This is a genomic window from Thermomonas haemolytica (assembly GCF_004346265.1).
Taxonomy (GTDB): Bacteria; Pseudomonadota; Gammaproteobacteria; order Xanthomonadales; family Xanthomonadaceae; genus Thermomonas; species Thermomonas haemolytica.
Genome location: NZ_SMAP01000002.1, coordinates 317,404 through 333,035 on the forward strand (window position 1 = coordinate 317,404; position 15,632 = coordinate 333,035).

14 protein-coding genes and 1 pseudogene are annotated in these 15,632 nt (G+C 69.6%); 8 read left to right on the plus strand and 7 right to left on the minus strand.

Features of this window, described 5'->3' with window-relative positions; all coding sequences use genetic code 11:
• Positions 1-38: 38 nt before the first annotated feature.
• Complete coding sequence (locus tag EDC34_RS04590) at positions 39-1,043, minus strand: FecR family protein (RefSeq protein ID WP_114959333.1); 1,005 nt, start codon at positions 1,041-1,043, stop codon at positions 39-41.
• A complete protein-coding gene (locus tag EDC34_RS04595; protein WP_114959332.1) occupies positions 1,030-1,602 on the minus strand; it encodes an RNA polymerase sigma factor in 573 nt (190 codons plus the stop codon). The genes EDC34_RS04590 and EDC34_RS04595 overlap by 14 nt, the downstream gene beginning before the upstream one ends.
• Before the next feature lie 282 nt (positions 1,603-1,884).
• Between EDC34_RS04595 and EDC34_RS12360 the strand changes: the two are divergent.
• Together EDC34_RS12360 and EDC34_RS12365 are read left to right on the plus strand one after the other, a co-directional pair.
• A pseudogene (locus tag EDC34_RS12360) lies at positions 1,885-2,205 on the plus strand (Type 1 glutamine amidotransferase-like domain-containing protein); the annotation flags it as partial.
• Positions 2,206-2,679: 474 nt separating this feature from the next.
• On the plus strand, positions 2,680-3,636 hold the full coding sequence (locus EDC34_RS12365) for an isoaspartyl peptidase/L-asparaginase family protein (protein ID WP_240311055.1): 957 nt from the start codon (positions 2,680-2,682) through the stop codon (positions 3,634-3,636).
• A gap of 12 nt (positions 3,637-3,648) precedes the next feature.
• Here the strand turns inward: EDC34_RS12365 and EDC34_RS04605 are convergent, their stop codons facing one another.
• Positions 3,649-4,617, minus strand: coding sequence for a LysR family transcriptional regulator (locus tag EDC34_RS04605; protein WP_114959330.1), 969 nt, complete (start codon positions 4,615-4,617; stop codon positions 3,649-3,651).
• A gap of 118 nt (positions 4,618-4,735) precedes the next feature.
• Here EDC34_RS04605 and aceB point away from each other — a divergent pair, with 118 nt between their 5' ends.
• The 4 genes from aceB to EDC34_RS04625 all read left to right on the plus strand — a co-directional run bounded on the left by aceB (position 4,736) and on the right by EDC34_RS04625 (position 11,328).
• The gene (gene aceB / locus EDC34_RS04610; RefSeq protein WP_114959329.1) at positions 4,736-6,367 is read left to right on the plus strand and encodes a malate synthase A; all 1,632 of its coding nucleotides are present in this window, start codon (positions 4,736-4,738) and stop codon (positions 6,365-6,367) included.
• A 68-nt stretch (positions 6,368-6,435) separates the two neighbouring features.
• The gene (aceA, locus tag EDC34_RS04615; RefSeq protein WP_114959579.1) at positions 6,436-7,734 is read left to right on the plus strand and encodes an isocitrate lyase; all 1,299 of its coding nucleotides are present in this window, start codon (positions 6,436-6,438) and stop codon (positions 7,732-7,734) included.
• Between the two features lie 83 nt (positions 7,735-7,817).
• Positions 7,818-8,825, plus strand: a complete 1,008-nt coding sequence (locus EDC34_RS04620; RefSeq protein WP_114959328.1) for a GGDEF domain-containing protein — start codon at positions 7,818-7,820, stop codon at positions 8,823-8,825.
• A gap of 10 nt (positions 8,826-8,835) precedes the next feature.
• Positions 8,836-11,328, plus strand: coding sequence for a putative peptide modification system cyclase (locus EDC34_RS04625; RefSeq protein ID WP_114959327.1), 2,493 nt, complete (start codon positions 8,836-8,838; stop codon positions 11,326-11,328).
• Between the two features lie 59 nt (positions 11,329-11,387).
• On the opposite strand, the gene EDC34_RS04630 is transcribed toward EDC34_RS04625, so the two are convergent.
• Together EDC34_RS04630 and EDC34_RS04635 are read right to left on the minus strand one after the other, a co-directional pair.
• Positions 11,388-11,672: an NHLP-related RiPP peptide gene (locus EDC34_RS04630; RefSeq protein ID WP_162797665.1), complete on the minus strand. Its 285-nt coding sequence runs from the start codon at positions 11,670-11,672 to the stop codon at positions 11,388-11,390.
• Positions 11,673-11,682: 10 nt separating this feature from the next.
• Complete coding sequence (locus EDC34_RS04635) at positions 11,683-11,988, minus strand: NHLP-related RiPP peptide (protein WP_162797664.1); 306 nt, start codon at positions 11,986-11,988, stop codon at positions 11,683-11,685.
• An 88-nt stretch (positions 11,989-12,076) separates the two neighbouring features.
• Here EDC34_RS04635 and EDC34_RS04640 point away from each other — a divergent pair, with 88 nt between their 5' ends.
• Complete coding sequence (locus tag EDC34_RS04640) at positions 12,077-13,309, plus strand: putative peptide maturation dehydrogenase (RefSeq protein ID WP_162797663.1); 1,233 nt, start codon at positions 12,077-12,079, stop codon at positions 13,307-13,309.
• Between the two features lie 15 nt (positions 13,310-13,324).
• Here the strand turns inward: EDC34_RS04640 and EDC34_RS04645 are convergent, their stop codons facing one another.
• A complete protein-coding gene (locus tag EDC34_RS04645) occupies positions 13,325-14,839 on the minus strand; it encodes a YifB family Mg chelatase-like AAA ATPase (RefSeq protein WP_114959323.1) in 1,515 nt (504 codons plus the stop codon).
• A gap of 11 nt (positions 14,840-14,850) precedes the next feature.
• Positions 14,851-15,108, minus strand: coding sequence for a ubiquinone biosynthesis accessory factor UbiK (ubiK, locus tag EDC34_RS04650; protein WP_114959322.1), 258 nt, complete (start codon positions 15,106-15,108; stop codon positions 14,851-14,853).
• Positions 15,109-15,279: 171 nt separating this feature from the next.
• Here ubiK and EDC34_RS04655 point away from each other — a divergent pair, with 171 nt between their 5' ends.
• Positions 15,280-15,618: a P-II family nitrogen regulator gene (locus EDC34_RS04655; protein ID WP_114959321.1), complete on the plus strand. Its 339-nt coding sequence runs from the start codon at positions 15,280-15,282 to the stop codon at positions 15,616-15,618.
• The last annotated feature ends 14 nt before the right edge of the window (positions 15,619-15,632 follow it).

A 15,632-nucleotide genomic window follows, 5' to 3' on the forward strand; every position in this document is an offset into this window, starting at 1 on the left:
ATGACGAGCGACCGCGGGAAATCCCGCATTCGCTTTCCTCAGCGCGCGTGCAGCAGGATCCGCCCGTCCTGGGCCTCGGCGCGGATCGGGAATCCGGCCTCCAATAGGCGGACGAAGCCATCCTCGTTGTCCCAGCGGAAGCTGCCGCCGATCCGCAGCGCGCCGGCGCGCGCGTCGGCCAGCACCAGCTTGCGCGCGTTGTAGCGGTTGAATTCGGCCACCGCCTCGGACAGCGGGGTGTCGCGGAACACCAACCAGCCTTGCTGCCAGTCCAGCAGATGCTGCGCGTCCTCGAGCGCGAGGTTGCGCACCAGGACGCCATCCGCGCGTGCCAGCGCCAGGCTGCCCGCCGGCAGCAGTGCGGAGGCGCCGGCGGCACCTGCCGCGTCTTCCAGGCGCACGGTGCCTTCGGTCACCACGACCCGCACGCTGCCGGGATCGCGCCGCACCGAGAAGCGCGTGCCCACCGCCACGGCGCGATAGCCGCGGGCGGCGACGGAAAATGGCCGTGCGGGGTCCTTGGCCACGGCGAAGATCGCCTCGCCCTGCAGCAGGTGGACGCGGCGCGCCTGTCGCGTCAGCTGCACCTCGATCCGGCTGGCGGCGGCCAGGGTCACCCGGGAGCCATCGGTGAGCACGATCTGGCGCACCTGGCCGATGCCGCTTTCATAGGCATATGCGGGCGGTTGCGATGCGGGTGGTGTTGGTCGCCATAGCCCTACGGCGACCAAGGTGCAGGCGGCCAGCATGGCCGCTATGGCCCACGGCCAGCGAGGGCGGCGATGGCGGACGTGGCGGGCAGGACGTGCCGCAAGCGCCTGCAGCATCTGCTCGCGGCGGGCGGGGCGGCCGGCGCCCAGCGCCTGCAGGCGCGCGCTCTCCTGCCAGGCCGCCTGCAAGCGCAGGAAGGCCACGCGGTGCGCGGTGTCCGCGGCCAGCCAAGCCTGCAGGGCGGTTTCGTCCTGCCGGCTCCAGCGTTCACTGTCGCGCTGCGCCAGCCAGGCGGCGGCGGCGGCTTCGATGGCGGCGCTATTTGCGGCCATGGCCCGGCTCCGCCTTGCCCGGCGCGCTGGCTGTGGGTGCAGGTGCCGGTTCTCCCGCAAACAGGGCATCAGCCAGCAGACGCATGGCTTTGGCGATGTGTTTTTCCACCGTTTTCTCGCTGATTCCTAGCCGCAGGGCCACGTCCTTCTGGGAAAGCTCCTCGACCCGCCGCAGCCACACCACTTCGCGGCAGCGATTGGGCAGGCGGTCCAGTGCCTGCGCCAGCCGCCGCAGGGACTGGCGTCCGCCGCACCAGCGTTCCGGCGAGACCTCGTCCACCAAGACGTGCGAAGGCGGCAAATCACCCATCGGTTCGATCGAGACGACCTTGGCGCGGCGCAGGCGGTCGGCCATCAGGTGGCGCGCGCTGGCAAACAGGAAGGCCTTGGGCTGGGTCGGAAGCGTGCGCGAGGCGGCTTCGTAGATGCGGGTGTAGAGCTCCTGGCGCAGATCGTGCCATTCGTCCGGGTGCGGCCAGTGCCGGCGCAGGAACGCCATCAGGGCCTGCTCATGGGCCAGGATTTCGTGGATGAACCAGCGGTCGAGGTCGGCCTGCATGGCTCTACCATAGCGAAAGCCGATACTTCGGCGGGGGAAATCGCGCGTCCATTCGTCTATCCCAGGCATGCCCCTGCGAGAGGAAGCGATATGAAGCGACTGAGCGGCACCACGCAGCTTCTGGTGGCGGTACTGGCGCTATTGTTGCCGTTGCTGGCGCCCGCGGCGAATGTGGACCACTACCTGCTTGGAAATCCCACCGCCAAGACTCCGGGGCGGGTGCAGCCGGGCTTGCTGCTGATGGGTGGTGGCGACCGCAACTTCGATGCGCTGCGCTGGTTCATGGCCAAGGCCGGCCACGGCCATATCGTGATCCTGCGTGCTTCGCTGGGGGGCGAGATCGGCCAGGAGTTCTACGAAAAAGTGGGCGGGATCGCCTCGGCCGAGACGTTCGTGTTCAAGGACCGCGAGGCGGCCAGCGATCCGGCCATCCTCGCCGCGATCCGCCGCGCCGATGGCATCTTCATTGCCGGTGGCGACCAGTCGCGTTACGTACGCTACTGGCGCGGTACTCCATTGGCGAAGGCGCTGGATGCACACGTGCGTGCAGGCAAGCCGTTGGGCGGCACCAGCGCGGGGCTGGCGATCCTGGGCGAGTACCTGTACGGCGCGATGGATGGCGGCAGCATCACCAGTCCACGCGCGCTGGCCGACCCACTGGGCGATGGCAATACCATCGAGACGGGCTTCCTCAACATTCCCCTGTTGGAAGGGGTGGTGACCGACACCCACTTCAGCGAGCGCGCCCGCCTGGGCCGGCTGGTGGCGTTCCTGACCAAGAGCGAGCAACTCGCCGGGCGTCCCCTGCTGGGCCTCGGGGTGGACGAACGCGCCGCGCTGGCGGTGGAGGCCGACGGCCGTGCGCACGTCTATTCCACCGCGCCTGGCGCCGGCGTCACCGTGGTGCATGGCGGCTTCGAGCGTATCCAGAAGGAGGAGCATCCGCTGCGCATCGATCGCCTGTGGACGGTGGGCGTGGATGCCAATTCGGTCCTGCACCTGCCATCCGGCGAAGTGGAGCGGCCGGCGTTCACCCGCAACTATGCGGTGCGCGACGGCGTGCTGGTGGCGCTGGACATGCCGACGCTGGTGATCCACGGCGGTGCCGGCGTGGAGCCGGGCGATCTCACGCCTGACGAGGAAGCGGCGGCCAAGCAGGCGCTGGAGGCGGCGCTGCGCGCGGGCTACGTCAGACTGCAGGGCGGCGGCAGCGCGCTGGATGCGGTGACGGCGGCGATCACCGTGCTGGAGGATGCGCCGCAGTTCAATGCCGGGCGTGGTGCGGTGTTCACCCATGACGGCCGCAACGAGCTGGACACGGCGATCATGGATGGCGCCAGCGGCAAGGCTGGCGCGGCAGCCGGGTTGCATCGGGTGAAAAATCCGATCCTGCTGGCGCGCGCGATCATGGACAAGTCCAACCACGTGATGATGGTGGGTGATGGCGCCGAGCAATTCGCCAAGGAGCAAGGCATCGCGCTGGTGGACCCGGCCTATTTCCGTACCGAGAAGCGCTGGCAGCAGCTGCAAAAGGCGCTGGAGCAGGAGCGGCAGGCGCAGGCAGCGCAGGTTCCGCTGGTGCTGCCGGGCAAGGCCTATTTCGGCACCGTGGGGGCGCTGGCGCTGGATGCGCGCGGGCATCTGGCTGCCGGCACTTCGACTGGCGGCATGACCAACAAGCGCTACGGGCGTGTGGGGGATAGCCCGATCATTGGCGCCGGTACCTGGGCCGAGGCCGGCTGCGCGGTGTCCGGTACCGGCTGGGGCGAGTTCTACATCCGCGCCGCCGCTGCACATGAGATCTGCGCGCGGGTGCGGCTGGCCGGCGAACCGCTGCCGAAGGCGGCCGATGGCGTCATCAACCGCGACATTCCAAAGGCGGGCGGCGATGGGGGGGCGATCGCGCTCGGGGCCGATGGCGTGGTCGCGTTCCCGTTCAACACCGGCGGCATGTACCGCGGCTGGATCGGCCCCGACGGCGTGCCGCACGTGGCCATCTACAAGGAAGATGCGCTGGCAATCCCGGAGCGCTGAGCGTGCGCTGCTTCAGCGCTCGGAGTGGCCGCTCTCGTCGTAGCCGCGCGGCGCCAGCAGGCCGGGCTGGAGCAGTTCCGCGAAGGCGCGCGCCTGCGGTGACAGGAACTTGCCCTTGCGCACCACCACGCCATAGCTGCGCGAGGGGAACCAGCGTGCCAGTGAGCGCGCGGCCAGGCGCTCGCGGTCGGCTGCGGTCAGGCAGATCGCAGTGACAATACTGATGCCGAGGCCCATCGCTACGTACTGCTTGATGACCTCCCAGCCGCCCACCTCCAGTGCCACCGTGTACGGCACCCGGTTCTGCTGGAACACCAGGTCCACCAGGCGGTAGGTGGTCAGGCGCTTGGGCGGCAGGATCAGGCCATACGGTGACAGGTCTTCCAGCGCCAGCTCGGGCTTGGTCGCCAGCGGGTGGTCGGGCGGGGTGATCAGCATCGGCTCGTAGCGCTGCGCCGGGGCGTAGGCGAGGTCGGCCGGCACGTCCAGCATCGAGCCGACCGCCAGATCCACCGCGTCGCTGCGTAGCAGGTCCAGCCCGCTGGCGCCGGTCACGTTGTGCAGGCTCAGGCGCACGTCCGGGTACTGGCGGCGGAACGCCTCCACGATCGGCGGCAGCAGGTAGAGGATGGTCGAGCTGCCGGCGGCCACGTGCAGCTCGCCGGCATCCAGCCCGCGCACCTGCTCGCGGAACTGCGCGGCCAGCCCGTCCAGCCCTTCCACCAGCGGACGCGCCATCGCATACAGCAGCTCGCCCTCGCGGGTGGGGGTGAGCCGGCGGCCGCTGCGCTCCAGCAGGCGTACCCCGAGCTCGCGCTCCAGCGCCTGCAGCTGCAGGGTCACCGCCGGCTGGCTGAGGTACAGCGCTTCCGCGGCGCGGCTGATCGACCCCAGGCGCGCCACCTGGCAGAACGCGCGCAGCGGCTTCAGGCGCGAGCCCTTGTAGGAAAAGCGTGGCGGGCGGGCGCCGGAGGCCGGCATGCGGGGTCAGCCAAAAGTATTTGAATTACAAATACTAATCATTGATAAATCTCGTTTGTCAAATACCACACGCTGGCGGATGGTGCTGCTCCACGCAAGACGCGCAAGGAGAGGACGGATGTCGGCAGTGCTGCAGCGGGTTCCGGAGGCGGAACCGGAGGCGACCCTTGAAATCGACGGCCAGGCGCCCGGCCAGGACGCCCTGCTGACGCCGGCCGCGCGGGCCTTCCTTGCCGACCTGCACCGCCGCTTCGAGGGCGAACGCCAGGCCCGGCTGGCCGCCCGCCGCGCGCGCCAGCAGGCGTTCGATGCCGGCGCGCTGCCGGACTTCCGCGCCGACACCGCCGCCCTGCGCGCCGCCGAGTGGACGGTGGCCCCGGCCCCGGTTGCGCTGCGCGACCGCCGGGTGGAGATCACCGGGCCGGTGGACCCGAAGATGGTCATCAACGCGCTGAACTCGGGCGCCAGCTGCTACATGGCCGACTTCGAGGACTCCACCGCGCCGACCTGGGACAATCTCGTCGCCGGCCAGCAGGCGCTGCGCGCAGCGGTGGCCGGCACGCTGGCGTTCACCGCTGGTAACGGCAAGCACTACGCACTGAAGCCGGAGGCCGAGCAGGCGGTGCTGATCGTGCGCCCGCGCGGCTGGCACATGGACGAGAAGCACGTGCGGGTGGACGGCGTGCGCCTGGCCGGGGCGTTGTTCGACGCCGGGCTGTTCTGCTTCCACAACGCCCGCGCGCTGGCCGCGCGCGACCGCGGGCCCTACCTGTACCTGCCCAAGCTGGAGTCGATGGAAGAGGCCGCGCTGTGGGACGCGGTGCTGGCCCACATCGAATCCGTGCTCGGGCTGGCGCGCGGGCAGATCCGGGTCACTGTGCTGATCGAGACCTTGCCGGCCGTGTTCGAGATGGACGAGATCCTGCATGCCCTGAAGGGGCGGGTGGTCGGCCTCAACTGCGGACGCTGGGACTACATCTTTTCCTACATCAAGACCCTGCGCCGGCACCGCGACCGGGTCTTGCCCGAGCGTGGGCAGGTGACGATGGTGCAGCCGTTCCTGCGCGCGTATTCGGAGCTGCTGATCCGGACCTGCCACCGCCGCGGCGCGCACGCGATGGGCGGGATGGCCGCGCAGATCCCGATCGCGCACGACGCGCAGGCCAATGCGGAAGCGCTGGCGCGGGTGCGCGCGGACAAGCTGCGCGAGGTCACGGCCGGTCACGACGGTACCTGGGTCGCGCACCCGGCGCTGGTGCCGCTGGCGCGCGAGGTGTTCGACGCACGCATGCCCGGGCCGAACCAGCTGCACGTCGCCCGCGAGGACGTGCACGTGGAGGCCGCCGACCTGCTGCAGCCCTGCCTGGGCACCATCACCCGCGCCGGCTTCGACGGCAACGTCGAGGTCTGCGTGCGCTACCTCGCGGCATGGCTGGACGGCAACGGTTGCGTGCCGATCCACCATCTGATGGAGGACGCGGCCACCGCCGAGATCGCGCGCGCACAGCTGTGGCAATGGCTGCACTACGGCGATGACGGCCGCGAGGCACTGGCGCTGGATGACGGCACCCCGGTCGATTTCGCCCTGTTCGAGCGCGCCCTGATCGCGCTGCCCAGCCGCCTGCGCGCGCAGCCCGGTCTGCCGGGCGCGAGCCGGGTGGCGGAGGCGATCGGGATCCTCGACCGCCTCACCCACGCCGATGAGCTCGCCCCGTTCCTGACCCTGCCGGCCTACGAACGTCTGGATTGAACCCTGCGCCCGGTCGCCGCGCGCAACGGGCACGCATCCCACTGCCTTCCACCAAGGACACCGCCATGATGAAGCACACCCTGCCGACCGCCGAGCAACTGAAGCTGGACTGGGCCAACAACCCGCGCTGGGCCGGGATCACCCGCACCTATTCCGCCGAGGACGTGGTGCGCCTGCGCGGCACCGTGCACGTGGAGCACTCGCTGGCGCGGCTCGGCGCGGAGAAGCTGTGGAAGTCGCTGCACAGCGAGGATTTCGTCAACGCGCTCGGCGCGCTCACCGGCAACCAGGCCATGCAGCAGGTGAAGGCCGGGCTGAAGGCGATCTACCTGTCCGGCTGGCAGGTCGCGGCGGATGCCAACCTCGCCGGTGAGATGTACCCCGACCAGTCGCTGTACCCGGCCAACTCGGTGCCGGCGGTGGTCAAGCGCATCAACAACACCCTGCTGCGCGCCGACCAGCTGCACCATGCCGAAGGGGATGATTCGATCGACTTCCTGCAGCCGATCGTGGCCGACGCCGAGGCCGGTTTCGGCGGGGTGCTCAACGCCTATGAATTGATGAAGGCGATGATCGAAGCCGGCGCCGCAGGCGTGCATTTCGAGGACCAGCTGGCCAGCGTGAAGAAGTGCGGGCACATGGGCGGCAAGGTGCTGGTGCCGACCCGCGAGGCGGTCGAGAAGCTGACCGCCGCGCGCCTGGCGAGCGATGTGATGGGCGTACCGACCCTGATCGTCGCCCGCACCGACGCCGAGGCCGCCGACCTGCTGACCTCGGACGTGGACGACAACGACCGCCCGTTCTGCACCGGCGAGCGCACCGTCGAGGGCTTCTTCAAGACCCGCAAGGGCCTGGAGCAGGCTATCAGCCGCGGCCTGGCCTACGCGCCCTATGCCGACCTGGTGTGGTGCGAGACCGGCAAGCCGGATCTGGAGTTTGCGCGCAAGTTCGCCGAGGCCATCCACCGCAAGTACCCGGGCAAGCTGCTGGCCTACAACTGCTCGCCCTCGTTCAACTGGAAGAAGCACCTGGACGACGCGACGATCGCGAAGTTCCAGAGGGAACTCGGGGCGATGGGCTACAAGTTCCAGTTCATCACCCTGGCCGGCTTCCACGCGCTCAACTACGGCATGTTCGAGCTGGCGCATGGCTATGCGCGGCGGCAGATGAGCGCGTTCGTGGAGCTGCAGGAAAAGGAGTTCGCCGCCGCCGAGCGCGGCTTCACCGCGGTCAAGCACCAGCGCGAGGTCGGCACCGGGTACTTCGATGCGCTCACCCAGACCATCCAGGGCCAGCACAGTGCCACCGTCGCGCTCAAGGGCAGCACCGAGGAAGAGCAGTTCCACGGCGACCGCGTGGCGGCCTGAAGTCCGCGCTGCCGGGGGCTTGCAATGCGCCCGGCGGTGCTATCCTGTCTGGGCCTGAATAGGCGCAGGGGGAGTGGGGGCGCGTGGCTGCAGTGAGCACCATCGGCAAGGCACGGATCGCGGACGAGCCCGGCGTATCGGCGCTGGACCCCCGCGAGTACGCGCTGTTCGCGCAGGTCGCTCGCCCGCGCGAGGTCGCGGCCGGCCAGCACCTGTTCCGTCGCGGCGATGCCGGCGATGCGATGTTCGTGGTCGCCAGCGGCGCGGTGGAGCTGGATTTCGGCGACGACCTGATCAGCAAGCGACTGGGCGAGCGCGCGTTCTTCGGCGAGCTGGGCCTGCTGATCGGCGACCATGCGCGCAGCGCGGACGCCCACGTACTGGAAGATAGCGCGCTGCTGGAACTGGGCCGCGGCGAATTCGAGACCCTGGCCGAGCGCGACCCGCACCTGCTGGCGCAGTTCCTGCGCCGCGCGATCATGCGCGTGGTGTTGAACGAGCAGGCGCTGATCGGCCGCCTGCGCCGGCGCAACCAGGAGCTGCAGGACACCCTGGACGCACTGCGCTCCACCAGCCACCGGCTGGACCAGACCGAAGTGCTGACCCGCACCGACGAGCTCACCGGGCTGGCCAACCGGCGCGGCTTCCTGCAGCACCTGGAGCAGCTGCAGGGCGAAGGCATGCTCGCCGGGCACGCGCTGCTCCTGCTCGATTGCGACCGTTTCAAGGCGATCAACGATACCCACGGCCACCTGGTGGGCGACCGCGTGCTGCAGAGCGTGGCCAACCTGCTGCGCGCGGTGGCTGGCAAGGACGACATCGCCTGCCGCCTGGGTGGCGACGAGTTCTGTCTGCTGCTGCAGGGCCAGGGCCGCGACGAGGCGAAGCGCATCGCCGGCTACATCGCCGACAGCGCGCGCATGCTCGAGCGCATGCACAGCAACCCGCCGCAGATGGCCACCCTCAGCATCGGCGCCTGCCTGGTCGGCCCCCATGAGGCGCCGAGCTGGGAGCAGTGCTACGCCCGCGTGGACCGCGCGCTGTACCGCGCCAAGCGCCGCGGCGGCGGCCATGTCGAGTGGCTGGACTGAGCACGCGGCGATGGATCAGGCGGCCCACGCCCCGCAGGTCCGCACCCTGCTGCTCACCGACCTGGTGGACTCCACCCAGCTGGTGGAGCGCCTCGGCGATGCGCCGGCCGCGGCCCTGTTCCGCGCGCACGACCGCCTGGTGCTGGAGCTGCAGCAGCGCTGGCGCGGGCGGCTGATCGACCGCAGCGACGGGCTGCTGCTGCTGTTCGAACGCCCGATCGACGGCCTCGGCTTCGCCCTCGACTACATGCGCGGCCTGCGCGAGCTCGGGCGGCAGATGCAGCTCAACCAGCCGCTGCAGGCGCGCGCCGGCCTGCACGTGGGCGAAGTGTTGCTGTGGGAGAACAGCCCGGACGCGGTGCGGATGGGCGCCAAGCCGCTGGAAGTGGAGGGCCTGGCCAAGCCACTGGCCGGGCGCCTGATGGCGCTGGCGCGGCCCGGCCAGATCCTGCTCTCAGCCACTGCCGAGCCGCTGGCGCACCGCGCGGCGCGCGAGTTGGGCGAACGCGGCGAGCTGCTGGTGTGGAAGTCCTACGGGCGCTGGCGCTTCAAGGGCGTGCCCGAGGCGCAGGAGGTGCACGAGGTCGGCGAGCCCGGCCTGGCCGCGCTGCGCATGCCGGCGCACACGCCGAAGGCCTGGCGCGACCTGCCATTGTGGCGGCGGCCGGTGGCACTCGCCGCCGAGGCGCTGCTGGTGGCCGGCATGGCGGTGGGCGCGTGGTTCCTGACCCAGCCGAAGCCGGCCATCGCTTTCAACGAGCGTGACTGGGTGGTGGTGGGCGACCTGCGCAACCTCACCGGCGATCCGCGCCTGAGCGATGCCCTGGAGCAGGCGTTCCGGATCAGCCTGGAGCAGTCGCGCTACGTCAACGTGCTCAGCGATCTGAAGGTGCGCGACACCCTGCAGCGGATGCAGCGCAAGCCGGACGTGCAGGTGGACCGCATGCTCGGTTCGGAGATCGCACTGCGCGACGGTGCCCGCGCGCTGCTGCTGCCCACGGTCTCGGAGGTGGGCGGGCGCCTGCGGGTGAGCGCCGAGGTCATCGATCCGCACACCCAGACCACCGTGTACGCGGTCTCGGCGGACGGCAAGGGCGTGGAGTCCGCGCTCGCTTCCATCGACGACGTCACCGACCAGCTGCGCGCCAGGCTCGGCGAGGCCCTGCAGAACGTGCAGAAGACCTCGGTGCCGCTGCCGAACGTCGCCACCCCCAGCCTGGATGCATTGAAGGCGTTCGCGGTCGCGCGCCGGCTGGCCGCCACTACCGCCGACCGCGAGCAGGTGCTGGGCATGTACCGCCGCGCCTTGCAGCTGGACCCGGATTTCGCGCTGGCGCATGCCGACATGGCGCGCCTGCATGCCTCGCTGGGCGAAGTCGCGCAGGCGCGTGAGGAATGGCGCAAGGCGCTGGCGATCCCGCAGCGGCTGTCGCCGCAGGAGCGCCAGATGGTCGAGCTGATGCTGATGCAGTACGACAATCCACAGGCCTATTTCCGCAAGGCCGAGGAATACCTGGCGCTGTATCCGGACGATTTCCGTACGTTGGGGAGGCTGGCGACCAACCAGTGGCACCAGAACAACGATTTCCGTGCCGCGGAGATGCTGGTTCGGCGGACGCTCAAGCCCCAGTACGAGCGAATCCTGATTTCTCGCTACATGCTTGGAACCTATTTGCTGGGACAGGAGCGATATGACGCGGCCCTGGCAGAGTTCCACACCAGCCGCGCCGGGGGATTCTCTGGTTGGGCCGAAATGTACGCGCGCGCGCTGGAGCTGCGCGGGCAATTCCGGGAGGCAGACAGGATCTACTTCGGCAGTGCTGCTGGACGCGATGGCTGGCAGGGTGATGCGGCCGTGATGACGTGGACGATCCGCCATGATCCGGCCCGCGCGGCGGCGGCCGCGCGCGACTGGCAAGCCAAGGCCGAAGCCGATGGGGATGTGCTGGACTCCGGCCGCGCCCGCGCGGCCGTCGCCACGCAGGCAGTACTCGCGCATCAGGGTGATGCACGGCAGGCGCTGGCAAGGCTGTTGGCGGCCATCGATGCCAATGGCGTGCGGAGCGACGCCCTGTATCCGCCGTATTCCGTCGAGCTGCGGCTCTATGCCGGCTTGTTGTCGGCGCGTCTCGGCGACCGTGCCGGAGTGGCGGAGGCGCTTCGCCGGACCGAAGGCAGCGGCATCCTGCGCGACTATCCCACCGTCGCACAGTTGCGCGAGGTGGTGTTGGCAGAGCAGGAACGGCTGGCTGGCAAGCCGCAGGCGGCGATCGCGCGCCTGCGGCCGCTGGCGGGAAAGGACACGGCTTTGGTGGCGGTGCACTGGGCATTGCAGCAGGCCGCGCAAGCGGCGGGCGATGAGGCCATCGCCCGCGCACAGACGGAATGGCTGGCGTCCCACCGCGGACGCATCGTGACCGAGAGCACCACATCCGAGGTGCTGCGGTTCCTCAATGCCACGCTTCTGGCGGATCAGGCGCGGCCCGAGGCAAGGACACGGTGATCGCGAGAGAAGCGGGGCCGGGCTGTGCCCGGCCCCGCTTCAATCAGCACCCTTCTCAATCAGTATCCTTCTTGCGCCTCCAGCACGCAGTCGGCCTTCTGGATGCCCGTCATCGCTTCCTCCAGCTTCGTCCGCTGCGCACGGATCTGTTCCGGCGAAGCAAGCGTGGCGCCCCCCTTCAGTCCCATGCACTCCCAGGCGTCGGTGTACCCGATCGACCGCAGCGCCTGCTCGGGCGATTGCTGGAACAGCGTGCGGAAGGCGTCGTTGCTTTCCAGGTTGTCCAGCAATCGCTTTACAATGATGGGATGCAATCCGGCGGGAGGAGTCTTTTCAGCGCTCACGGCAGCACTCTCAGCCAATTAGTGAAGACTGAGATTCAAACGGGCAAAGCATCCCCTGGATCTGGGTGATGTTCCTCAATAGCTTGTCTCGAGCAGCAGAGATTTCGGATTTGCTAGCTAGTGTGCCTGCAAGCGAACCAAAGCATATTGCGGGATGAGGGAGTCGCTCATCAGAGTGGATGTATCCGGCGATCTCTAGTGCAGCTTTAGTGTTGCTAACGAATAGCTCGCGAAATTCATCGCTCACAGAGAGAAGGTTAAGTAGTTCATTGGCCACTTTAGGCTCGAGTGCTGGCGGTGCAACGCGCATGTCCATAATTGGTTCCTTAAATTTTTGCTGCGGATTGCAGCAACAGCAGACTATCATTATAGTCACGTGCCTTTAAAGCTGTATGGGATGCGTAATGTTGCGTCGTTGCGCGACGGTGTGGCTTGAGCCACGTGAGCTGGCTGAATTCCGGCTGGACAGTCTGATGTCAGGTGGCACGGGCATCGTGAGTCGTTTGGCATGGTTCGCTTATGCACCACATCTGGATCATGCGGTTGAGATAGGTGCAGACCAGGCGCGGATGCTGGGTGACTTGAGTGCAGTAGACTGGATCAGCCGTAAGGAACTGGATAAACGGTATGGAAGCGAGTCAGTCGATCAGCTAATAGCCGCTGGACTATTGCTGCTCAAAATGGGGGGAGATCAAGCGCAGACTGACGAGCGCTACCGTGCACAAGGCTGGTATCCGATGTCAGCAGTCGCGCACATGGCCGCGCGCTGGGAGGCCATCGACGGCCCTGCCGGCATGGCCGAGCAGGGCCTGGACAGCAACGAAGGCCTGCTGCGGCAGCACGGGCTTCCGCCGCCAGCGGAGGGGCCGCTTCCCGAAGGCGCGCCATTGCATGCCCTGCCGCGTCCCGCCCGCGATGCGTTCGACGCCTTGCTGGATGCACGCACCACCTGCCGCAATTACGACCCGCAGGCCAGCATCCCGCTGGAGGTGTTTTCCGGGATCATGGCCCGCACCTTCGGCCGGCGCGGAAGTGGCCGGCCCGCTCCGGGCTTCGAGGTCATCAAGCGCACCAGCCCGTCGGGAGGGGCGCTGCATCCGGTGGAATGCTTCCTGATCGTGCAGCGGGTGCAGGGGCTGGCCCCGGGCCTGTATCGCTATCGTGCGGCGGAGCACGCCTTGCTGGCCGTGGCTCCGCAGGTCGCGGCGCCCGTGGCGGGCGATGTCGGCACGCGTGCGCTGCCGGCCGGCGAGGCGGCCACCGCATGGAGCAGCGAGAGCCTTCGGGCGTTCGCGCAGATCGCCGTGGCCGGGCAGGGCTTCTTCGCCGATGCCGCGGTGCTGTGCGTGCTGGCCCCGCGCTTCCATCGCAACTTCTGGAAGTACCGCAACCATGCCAAGGCCTATCGGGTCTGCATCCTCGATGCCGGCCACCTGTCGCAAACCCTGCAGCTGTGCGCGACGCAGGCCGGGCTGGGGCCATTCGTCACCAGTGCGATCAACGAAGTCGATCTGGAGCGGGCGTTCGGGATGACCCACTACGAGCAGAGCCCGCTGCTGGTCTGCGGCTTCGGGCCGCGCGCCGGGACGCTGGTCGAGTCGGAGTTCGATCCCAACCGGCGGGTGTGGCCGCGCTGACCGGCGTTTACGGGGCTATGCCGCCACGCGGTCGCGCCCGCGCTCCAGCTTGCGGTAGCCGATGGCCTCGGTGAGGTGTGGGGTGTCGATGGCGTCGCTGCCGGCGAGGTCGGCGATGGTGCGGGCCACGCGCAGGATGCGGTGCAGCGAGCGCGCGGAGAGTTGCAGCGCTTCCACCGCGCGCTCGAGCAGGCCGGCGTCGCGCGCGGACAACGCGCAGAACGCGTTGGTCTGTGCCTGGTCCAGGCGCGCATTGGTGCCGCCGCTACGCGCCTGCTGGCGGTCGCGCGCGGCCAGCACGCGCTCGCGCACGCGCGCGCTGGACTCGCCTGGGGCGCCGTCGGTGCGCAGCGCGGTGGGTGGCAGGCGCGGCACCTCCACGTGCAGGTCGATGCGCTCCAGCAGCGGGCCGGAGATGCGCGCGCGGTAGCGGCGGATCATCTCCTCGTTGCACAGGCAGCGCCCCGACGGGTCGCCGGCCCAGCCGCAGGGGCAGGGGTTCATCGCCGCCACCAGCTGGAAGCGCGCCGGGAACTCGCAGTGGCGCGCCGCACGCGCGATGCTGACGCTGCCGGATTCCAGCGGTTCGCGCAGCACTTCCAGCGCGTGCCGGCTCCACTCCGGCAGCTCGTCGAGGAACAGCACGCCGTGGTGGGCCAGCGAGATCTCGCCCGGCCGCGGGTCGGCGCCGCCGCCGACCAGCGCCACCGCGCTGGCGGTGTGGTGGGGCGCGCGGAACGGGCGCTGGCGCCAGCGCGCGAGGTCCAGGCCGCGCCCGCTGGCGGAAGCAATGCTGGCGGCTTCCAACGCTTCCGAATCGGTGGGTGGTGGCAGGATGCCGCACAGGCGCGAGGCCAGCAGCGTCTTGCCGCTGCCGGGCGGCCCGACCAGCAGCAGGTGGTGGCCCCCGGCCGCGGCGATCTCCAGCGCGCGCCGCGCCTGCGCCTGCCCGCGCACGTCGGCGAGGTCAGGGGCGGCGGTGTCCGTGGCCGCGGGCGCTTCCGCGGGCGGCAGGGCACGACGGCCTTCCAGCGCGGCGCAGACCTCCAGCAGGGTGCGCGCGGTGCGCACCTCGACGGCGCTGGCCAGCGCGGCCTCCGCGCCGTTGGCGGGAGCGACCAGCAGGCGGCGTCCGCTTTCACCAGCGGCCAGCGCCGCGGCCAGCGCGCCGTCCACGGGCCGCAGTTCGCCGGTCAGCGCCAGTTCGCCGATGAACTCCCAGCCGTCCAGCGCCTCCACCGGCAGCTGCCCGCTGGCGGCGAGGATGCCCAGCGCGATGGCGAGGTCGTAGCGGCCGCCGTCCTTCGGCAGGTCGGCAGGCGCGAGGTTCACCGTGATCCGGCGCGCCGGGAATTCGAACTGCGCGCACTGGATGGCGGCACGCACGCGGTCCTTGGCTTCGCGCACGGCCGCTTCCGGCAGGCCCACGATGGACATGGCCGGCAAGCCGCCGGCCAGGTGCACTTCCACCCGGACTTCGGGCGCGCGCACGCCCATCCGCGCACGGCTGTGCACGATCGCAAGGCTCATGGCGGCGGCCCTCAGCGCGCGGCGGGATCGTCGCCGCCGGCCAGTTCGGCCAGCTGGCGTTCCAGCGCCTCGAGCTTCTCGCGGGTGCGCGCCAGCACCAGGCGCTGCACCTCGAACTCCTCGCGGGTCACCAGGTCCAGTTTGGCCAGCCCGGCCTGCAGCACGGACTTGAAGTTCTGCTGCAGCTCCTCGCGGCCCTCGCGCAGGCCGGGGGGCACCAGGCTGCTGAGGCGGCGGGCGAGGTCGTCGAGGTGGGCCAGGTCGATCATGCTTGCGGGGCTCATGGTGGGTCTCCTGCCGGTAGGGCCAGCATCGCGCGGGGCGCGGGCGGATGGCCGTCGGCGGGTTCCGCGCGGCAGGGTAGGGGAAACCGGGTGGACGCGGTCAGTATGCCGGCATCGGCCGCGCTATGCTCGCCGCATGCAAATGGAGGCGCGACGATGAAGATGGTGATGGCGGTGATCAAGCCGTTCAAGCTGGACGATGTGCGCGAGGCGCTGGCCGAGGCGGGTGTCACCGGCATCACCGCGACCGAGGTCAAGGGCTTCGGGCGCCAGAAGGGCCACACCGAGCTGTACCGCGGGGCCGAGTACGTGGTGGATTTCCTGCCCAAGATCAAGCTGGAGATCGCGGTCACCGACGACCGCGTGGAGGCGGTGGTGGAGGCCATCATGAAGGCCGCCGGCACCGGCAAGATCGGCGACGGCAAGATCTTCGTCTGGGGCCTGGACCAGGTGGTGCGCATCCGTACCGGCGAACTCGACGCCGACGCGCTGTAAGCATCGGCGGTCCG

What these genes read in the sequence shown, in the direction of transcription:
- EDC34_RS04590 (WP_114959333.1), bottom strand. Translation starts at nt 1,043, where the DNA reads ATGGCCGCAAATAGCGCCGCCATCGAAGCCGCCGCCGCCGCCTGGCTG.
- EDC34_RS04595 (WP_114959332.1), bottom strand. Translation starts at nt 1,602, where the DNA reads ATGCAGGCCGACCTCGACCGCTGGTTCATCCACGAAATCCTGGCCCAT.
- EDC34_RS12365 (WP_240311055.1), top strand. Translation starts at nt 2,680, where the DNA reads ATGCCGACGCTGGTGATCCACGGCGGTGCCGGCGTGGAGCCGGGCGAT.
- EDC34_RS04605 (WP_114959330.1), bottom strand. Translation starts at nt 4,617, where the DNA reads ATGCCGGCCTCCGGCGCCCGCCCGCCACGCTTTTCCTACAAGGGCTCG.
- aceB (WP_114959329.1), top strand. Translation starts at nt 4,736, where the DNA reads ATGTCGGCAGTGCTGCAGCGGGTTCCGGAGGCGGAACCGGAGGCGACC.
- aceA (WP_114959579.1), top strand. Translation starts at nt 6,436, where the DNA reads ATGAAGCACACCCTGCCGACCGCCGAGCAACTGAAGCTGGACTGGGCC.
- EDC34_RS04625 (WP_114959327.1), top strand. Translation starts at nt 8,836, where the DNA reads ATGGATCAGGCGGCCCACGCCCCGCAGGTCCGCACCCTGCTGCTCACC.
- EDC34_RS04635 (WP_162797664.1), bottom strand. Translation starts at nt 11,988, where the DNA reads ATGGACATGCGCGTTGCACCGCCAGCACTCGAGCCTAAAGTGGCCAAT.
- EDC34_RS04640 (WP_162797663.1), top strand. Translation starts at nt 12,077, where the DNA reads ATGTTGCGTCGTTGCGCGACGGTGTGGCTTGAGCCACGTGAGCTGGCT.
- EDC34_RS04645 (WP_114959323.1), bottom strand. Translation starts at nt 14,839, where the DNA reads ATGAGCCTTGCGATCGTGCACAGCCGTGCGCGGATGGGCGTGCGCGCG.
- ubiK (WP_114959322.1), bottom strand. Translation starts at nt 15,108, where the DNA reads ATGATCGACCTGGCCCACCTCGACGACCTCGCCCGCCGCCTCAGCAGC.
- EDC34_RS04655 (WP_114959321.1), top strand. Translation starts at nt 15,280, where the DNA reads ATGAAGATGGTGATGGCGGTGATCAAGCCGTTCAAGCTGGACGATGTG.